The 6,334-nt window shown below is 59.5% G+C and carries 4 protein-coding genes; 2 read left to right on the top strand and 2 right to left on the bottom strand.

Annotation, left to right across the window (positions count from 1 at the left end; all coding sequences use genetic code 11):
* Positions 1 to 63 precede the first annotated feature (63 nt).
* Positions 64 to 729 (bottom strand): hypothetical protein, encoded by a 666-nt coding sequence (locus B3520_RS02735; protein ID WP_286807195.1) that lies wholly within the window; start codon positions 727 to 729, stop codon positions 64 to 66.
* A gap of 131 nt (positions 730 to 860) precedes the next feature.
* Between B3520_RS02735 and B3520_RS02730 the strand changes: the two genes are divergently transcribed.
* On the top strand, positions 861 to 2,453 hold the full coding sequence (locus tag B3520_RS02730; RefSeq protein WP_286807194.1) for a fused MFS/spermidine synthase: 1,593 nt from the start codon (positions 861 to 863) through the stop codon (positions 2,451 to 2,453).
* 39 nt (positions 2,454 to 2,492) lie between these two features.
* The gene (locus B3520_RS02725; RefSeq protein ID WP_286807193.1) at positions 2,493 to 3,095 is read left to right on the top strand and encodes a DUF938 domain-containing protein; all 603 of its coding nucleotides are present in this window, start codon (positions 2,493 to 2,495) and stop codon (positions 3,093 to 3,095) included.
* A 56-nt stretch (positions 3,096 to 3,151) separates the two neighbouring features.
* Here the strand turns inward: B3520_RS02725 and B3520_RS02720 are convergent, their stop codons facing one another.
* Positions 3,152 to 6,253 (bottom strand): error-prone DNA polymerase, encoded by a 3,102-nt coding sequence (locus tag B3520_RS02720; protein WP_286807192.1) that lies wholly within the window; start codon positions 6,251 to 6,253, stop codon positions 3,152 to 3,154.
* Positions 6,254 to 6,334: the final 81 nt, after the last annotated feature.

Below are 6,334 nucleotides of genomic sequence, written 5' to 3'. Positions count from 1 at the left end.
CTTGCCGGCGCCGGGCTTCTTAGAGCGCTTCTGACGTATGAATGCTATCCTCTCCATAGCTACTTACGGTTGCGGTGGATGCCTCCACCAGATCCAGCCGCTTACACCGTAAAACCCCACCATTGCCCAGGCGAAATTCCATTCGATCACGTTTTTGGCTTCGTACTCGAACGCGGGCAGAGTGATATCCACCGCCAGGGATACCGCGCCCCACAACCACTGAATTGACACCAGGGCAAACTGCCAGCGAACCGGGGTAATGATTTCGGCCGGGAGTCGATTCCGAGCGCTGAACAGCGACTGCACGCAAATCAACTGGGCCAGTAAAGCAAAGGCGAAATGGAAAATGATGCCGGTGCGGCGCATGAACTCGTAGAAACCACTCCCGGTCCCGAGATAGTTTGTATACAGCACCAGCGCCAGGGCGGAAATGATACCGAGCCAGAGTGCGGCGGTGTGTCGGCGGCGTGGGCCTATGCGCTGGTTCAACCACTGCCACTGAAGCAGCCAGTAAAGCACCAGCAGCATGCTGAGTGGCATCATCAGGCCGCGAAACAGGAAAATGGCATCGCCGCTTCGGGCCGCCCGGCTGATGGAGGTGCAGCCGTCGAGGAAGGGATTGCATGCCGGTGCGGCCTGTTGGTACAGCGCGATGCTGTAGGCACCGGTAACGGCCAGTAGTGGTATCAGGCAATTGAGCCAGGCCAGAATGGATGCAGATCGACGCACAATACCTCCTGATACTTTTCACCGCTTGCGAACCAGACCACAAAAACAGAAGGTCGCGTTGGCAGCGTCCAGAACTTCTTATAGTCTACGGCCAACTATTCGCAATACAACAATAATAGAGGTCATGGAACGTGTCCAAACGCAGGCAGACCAACCCCCAACAAACATCTCCCAACGCGACGCTCGGTCATCCGCCGTTGACCCGGATGGATCGGTGGCTGTTTTATGTCACCGCCAGTCTCACTGGCGCGACCGTCATGATGATCGAGCTGCTCGGTACGCGCATTATCGGCCCTTACTACGGGGTCAGCATGATTGTCTGGTCGTCGCTGCTGTCCACCGCCTTACTGGCGCTCTCGGTGGGCTACCTGGTGGGTGGACGTCTTGCCGACACCGCACCCTGGTTGCGGCTGTCCCACATCCTTCTGGTGACGGCGGTGCTGATTGGGGTGATTCCCTTGTTGAGCAAGCCGGTGCAGCTCGCCAGTAATGGCTTTGGACTGCGGGGTGGGGCGCTGCTCAGTGCGCTGATCCTGTTTACCCCCTGTCTGCTGACATTGGGAATGGTGGGCCCGTATGTCATCAAGACTGTCACCCAGGGCCTTGAGCGGGTGGGGCGAACCGCCGGGACGGTTTACGCGATCAGTACGCTGGGCAGTGTACTGGGCACGCTCTTTCTCGGGTTTTTTCTGTTGCCGCTGTTTGGAACCGAGGCCATCGTGGTCAGCCTGAGTTTGCTGATGCTGATCATGGCGTTTGTATTGGCACTCTATGAGCGTCAGCGCTTGAGGTCCGGGCATTCGCTGCTGGTCTGGGGCGTGTCCACGGCGGTGTTGGCGGCGGTGCTCTTGCTGGGGGTTGGCACTTCGATTGGTGAGCGGGATTACCCCGGCTCGGACGTCGTCTTCGAAGCGGAAACCCATTACGGCTGGGTCCGGGTCATTGATCAGCCGGAGCGCGGTATACGCTGGCTGATGTCGGGTGGCTCGACGATTGGTGCAGAAGATATGGAGACCGGGGTGGGCCTTCTGGGGTATCAGCAGGTTGTTGGTCAACTGCCCCGGTTTCATCCGGCCGGGGACTCGGCGCTGCTGGTGGGCCTGGGCAGTGGCCACCTGGTCAATACCTACGCCCGCTTCGGTGTACGCACCGACGCCATTGAAATTGACCCGGCGGTGGCTCATGCCGCGCAACAATACTTCAGCTTTGAACCGACGGGCGAGGTCGTGGTGGGCGATGCGCGCTATCGGATACAGCAACTTGAACGACGCTATGACCTGATTGTGCACGACTGCTTTACCGGCGGCGCTGAGCCGATTCATCTGTTGAGTCTCGAAATGTTCCAGACGCTGAAAGCCCGCCTGAAGCCCGGTGGTGTGTTGGCGCTGAATTTTGTCGGCCTGACCCACGATGGGGAACGCACCCCGGTGGAGGCCGTCGCCAATACCCTGGATCAGGTATTCGAACACCGCCGTACCTTTGTGTCCTCGCCGGAGGCAAGCTTCAATGATTTCGTGTTCGTGGTGTCGGACGACCCTCTGGAACTCAGTGGCCCCGCAGCGTCTCGCCAGTGGTTGCAGGCCCGGGAGGTGAGCGTTACGGGCGATACAGAGCTGGTGATTACGGATGACTTCAACCCTCTGGAAACACTGCATATTGCCAAGGCGGAGTACTACCGGGATCTGTTGATTGACCGGGTGGGTGAGTCAGTGTTGTTTTATTGAGCTACAATGGGTCTCCTTCACCGTGCCGGAGTCGTTGTTATGGCGGTCGTCGATAAACCTTTCTCTCAAGCCTGCGAGAACAATAAACAGCCCATACTGTCGGTGCTTGCACCGCGTTTCGCCACCCTGCGTCATGTGCTTGAAATCGGTACCGGTACCGGCCAGCATGCGGTCTATTTCGCTGCGGCCATGCCGCATTTGACGTGGCAGACCAGTGATCTGCCCGAGCATCATGAGGGCATTCAGGCCTGGCTGGCGGATTATTTCGGCAGCAATCTGAAACCACCACTGGTACTCGACGCCGCGCAGTCCCCCTGGCCGATCGAGCAGACCGATGCGGTATTTACCTCCAACACCTTCCACATCATGCCCTGGGAGGCGGTGCTCTCCCTGTTGGACGGGTGCGCGCGAATTCTGCCTCCTGGCGGCCTGTTGGTGGTTTACGGCCCCTTCAATGAACAGGGTGCGTTCACCAGCGACAGCAACGCCGAGTTTGATCAGTGGCTGAAAACCCAGGCGCCACACCGGGGCATCCGCAATCGACAGACGGTTGCCGAAGAAGCCGGGCAACGCGGACTGGAACTGACCGAAACCCTTGAGCTGCCCGCCAACAATCGCTGCCTGGTATTTGTGCGTCAGTAACACGATTGAGATCAGTGATTGATTAATGCCAGTGATGGTTTAATGCCGATGGTGGTTTAATGAAAGTCCCTGGACCGGGTGGACAGGGCATCCAGACGGTGGCTGAGATCTTCCAGGCGACCGGCGATCACGTGAGTGACTTCACCTTCCCGCTCCAGAATCCCGTGGACTTTCAATAGCCGGGCGGTCAGGTAGGCCTGTTTTTGGGCGCGGGCCGTTGCCAGCCAGACCACGACATTGCTGTTGCCGGTATCGTCTTCCAGGGTGATGAAGGTGACTCCGGCGGCGGTGCCCGGACTCTGTCGCCCGGTTACCACACCGGCGACGGCCACCATGGACTTGTGCTCCCGGGTGCACAAGTCCTTGGCCCGGGTAAAGCGACCGATAGCGCCAGCCTCATCCAGAAGAGTGATCGGATGACGATTCAGGGTCAGCCCGGTGCTTGCATAATCCTCCACCAGGTTGTCCAGCTCACTTGGGGCTGTCAGATAGTCCGCCTCGGGTTCGGCCGCCTTGTCTGGTTCATCAAGATGGGCAAACAAAGGCAGTGAATGACTCTGGTCCATCAGTGCCCAGCGGGTCTGGTAGCGGTTGTCACTGAGGTCATGCAGGGCATTGGCACTGGCCAGCGCTTCGAGGTCCCGCTGACTGAAACCGTCGGCTTTCAGTTGCGACACCTGTTGAAAACGGCGTTCTTCGCTCTGGCGGGGCTGTGCCACAAGCTGAGTCATGCCAGCCTCAGAGAGGCCTTTGACCAATCGGAAACCGAGCCGAATGGCCCAACCCTGATCGGTCTTTTCCAGGCCGTGATCCCGCTCCGAACGATTCACACAGACCGGTCGCACCTCCAACCCGTGACGGCGGGCGTCCTGGATCAACTGCGACGGTGAATAGAAGCCCATGGGGTGGCTGTTCAGCAGTGCAGTGTAGAACGCTTCGGGGTAGTGGTGTTTGAGCCACGCCGAGGCATAGGCGAGTAGGGCAAAGCTGGCGGAGTGGGATTCGGGAAAACCGTATTCGCCAAAGCCGCAAATCTGTTGATAGATACGCTCCGCGTACTCGCTGGTGTAGCCCCGGGCCACCATGCCATCGACCAGTTTGTCGTGAAACTTTTCCAGCTCACCGGTTTTCTTCCAGGCCGCCATGGCGCGCCGCAACTGATCGGCTTCCCCGCCGGTGAATCCGGCGGCCACCATGGCCAGTTGGATGACCTGCTCCTGAAAAATCGGTACCCCCAGAGTGCGCTCCAGAACGCCTCTGACTTCCTCGGAGGGGTAGTCCACGCCCTCTTCTTTATTGCGGCGTTTCAGATAGGGGTGGACCATGCCGCCCTGAATCGGACCGGGCCGGACAATGGCAATCTGGATCACCAGATCGTAATAGCAGGCCGGCCTCAGGCGTGGCAGCATGGACATCTGAGCCCGGGATTCAATCTGAAACAGTCCCACCGTATCGGCTTTCTGAATCAACCGGTAAACCGCCGGGTCGTCCATGGCGCCGGTCAGCTCGGAAAGGCTCAGTGAGCGGCCCCAGTGCTGGCGGACCAGATCAAAACTTTTACGCAGGGCGGTGAGCATACCCAATGCCAGAACATCCACCTTCAGCAGTCCGAGGGTTTCAATGTCATCTTTGTCCCACTGGATGACCGTGCGCTCGGTCATGGCGGCATTTTCGATGGGGACCAGTTCGTAGAGCGGGCCTGAGGAAATGACAAAGCCCCCCACATGTTGCGACAGGTGGCGGGGAAAACCGCGCAGCTCATTGACCAGCTGCACCAGTTGCTGGGCGGTTCCGGACTCCGGGTCCAGGCCAATATCGCTTACCTGCTGCTCCCACTGGCTGTCCCGGTCCCGCCGGTTGATGTTGCGAATCAGGAAGTCCAGGTGGGATTCGCCGATACCGAGTGCCTTGCCCACATCCCGCAGGGCACTTTTGAACCGGTAGCGGATAACGGTAGCGGCCAGGGCTGCCCGGGGGCGCCCGTATTTTTCATAGATGTACTGGATCACTTCTTCGCGCCGTTCGTGTTCGAAGTCCACATCAATGTCCGGCGGTTCATTGCGCTCTTTGGACAGAAAACGCTCAAACAGAACTTTGATGTGCCTCGGGTCGACAGCGGTGATTTCCAGGCAGTAACAGACCACCGAGTTGGCGGCTGAGCCCCGCCCCTGATACAGAATACCGCGACTTTGAGCGAAGACGACCAGGTCGTGGATGGTCAGGAAGAAGTGCGCGTAGCCGAGGCTGTCGATCAGATCCAGTTCCTTGTCGATCGTCGCTCGGACCGTTTCGTCGGGCCCTTCGGGAAACCGTTTCTGAACGCCCTGTTCGACCAGCTCACACAGATAAGAGAAGGGCGTTTGCCCCGGGGGGACGAGTTCCGCCGGGTACTCGTAACGCAGCTCGCCCAGATCAAAGGTGCAGCGCTCGGCGATATGGCAGGTTTCGGCCAGCCACTCGGGCTTGAACAGTTTGTCCAGTTTGGCGTGACTGCGCAGGCTCCGTTCGGCATTGGGGCAGAGCTTGCGGCCGGCCTTGGCAACGGTGGTGCCCAGCCGAATGGCGGTGAGCACCTGTTGTAGGGGCAGGCGCTCGGCCCGGTGCATCAGCACCTCACCGCAGGCGCACAAGGGCAGAGCCAGATCCTGACCGAGCTGCTCGCAGTGAGCAATCATCCGGTGCTCCCGGTGCGTCAGGTGGCGCCGCACGCCCAACCAGAGTCGACTCTCGTGGTGTTTTTTCAGCCACTGGCCCCAGCGCTGATCCAATGTTCCGTCTCCGCAGGGCAGCCATAACAACAATCCGTGCTGGATGGATTTCAGGTCCCACTTCTCCAGTTGGTACTGCCCCTTGGGGCTGCGCCGCCGGGCGTTACTGACGATCCGGCAAAGCTCGGCATAGGCCTGGCGGGTCGGGCAGAGCAGCACCAGATCCAACCAGGGAGGCAGGCGCAGCCGGGTGCCGACGATCAGGCGGGTCTTTGAGCCCAGCCGACGGTGCTCGGCGTAGGCGCGCACCACACCGGCCACCGAGCACTCGTCGGTCAGCGCCAGGGCCCGGTAACCCAGTTCGTCGGCCCGGTTCATCAGCTCTTCGGGATGGGAGGCGCCTTCCAGAAAGGAGAAATTACTCTGGCAGACGAGTTCGGCATAACTCATGATCGCACTTCAACTAAATACTGTTTGTATGTACAGTAATTGGATGCGGAAAGAGATGCAAGTGATTCAGTGACTTGGCCT

Origin of the sequence: Marinimicrobium sp. UBA4509 (assembly GCF_002388575.1) — a bacterium.
GTDB classification, from domain to species: domain Bacteria; phylum Pseudomonadota; class Gammaproteobacteria; order Pseudomonadales; family Cellvibrionaceae; genus Marinimicrobium; species Marinimicrobium koreense.
The sequence above is the reverse complement of the archived record's forward strand: the minus strand, read 5'-3'. Positions and strand labels throughout refer to the sequence as shown.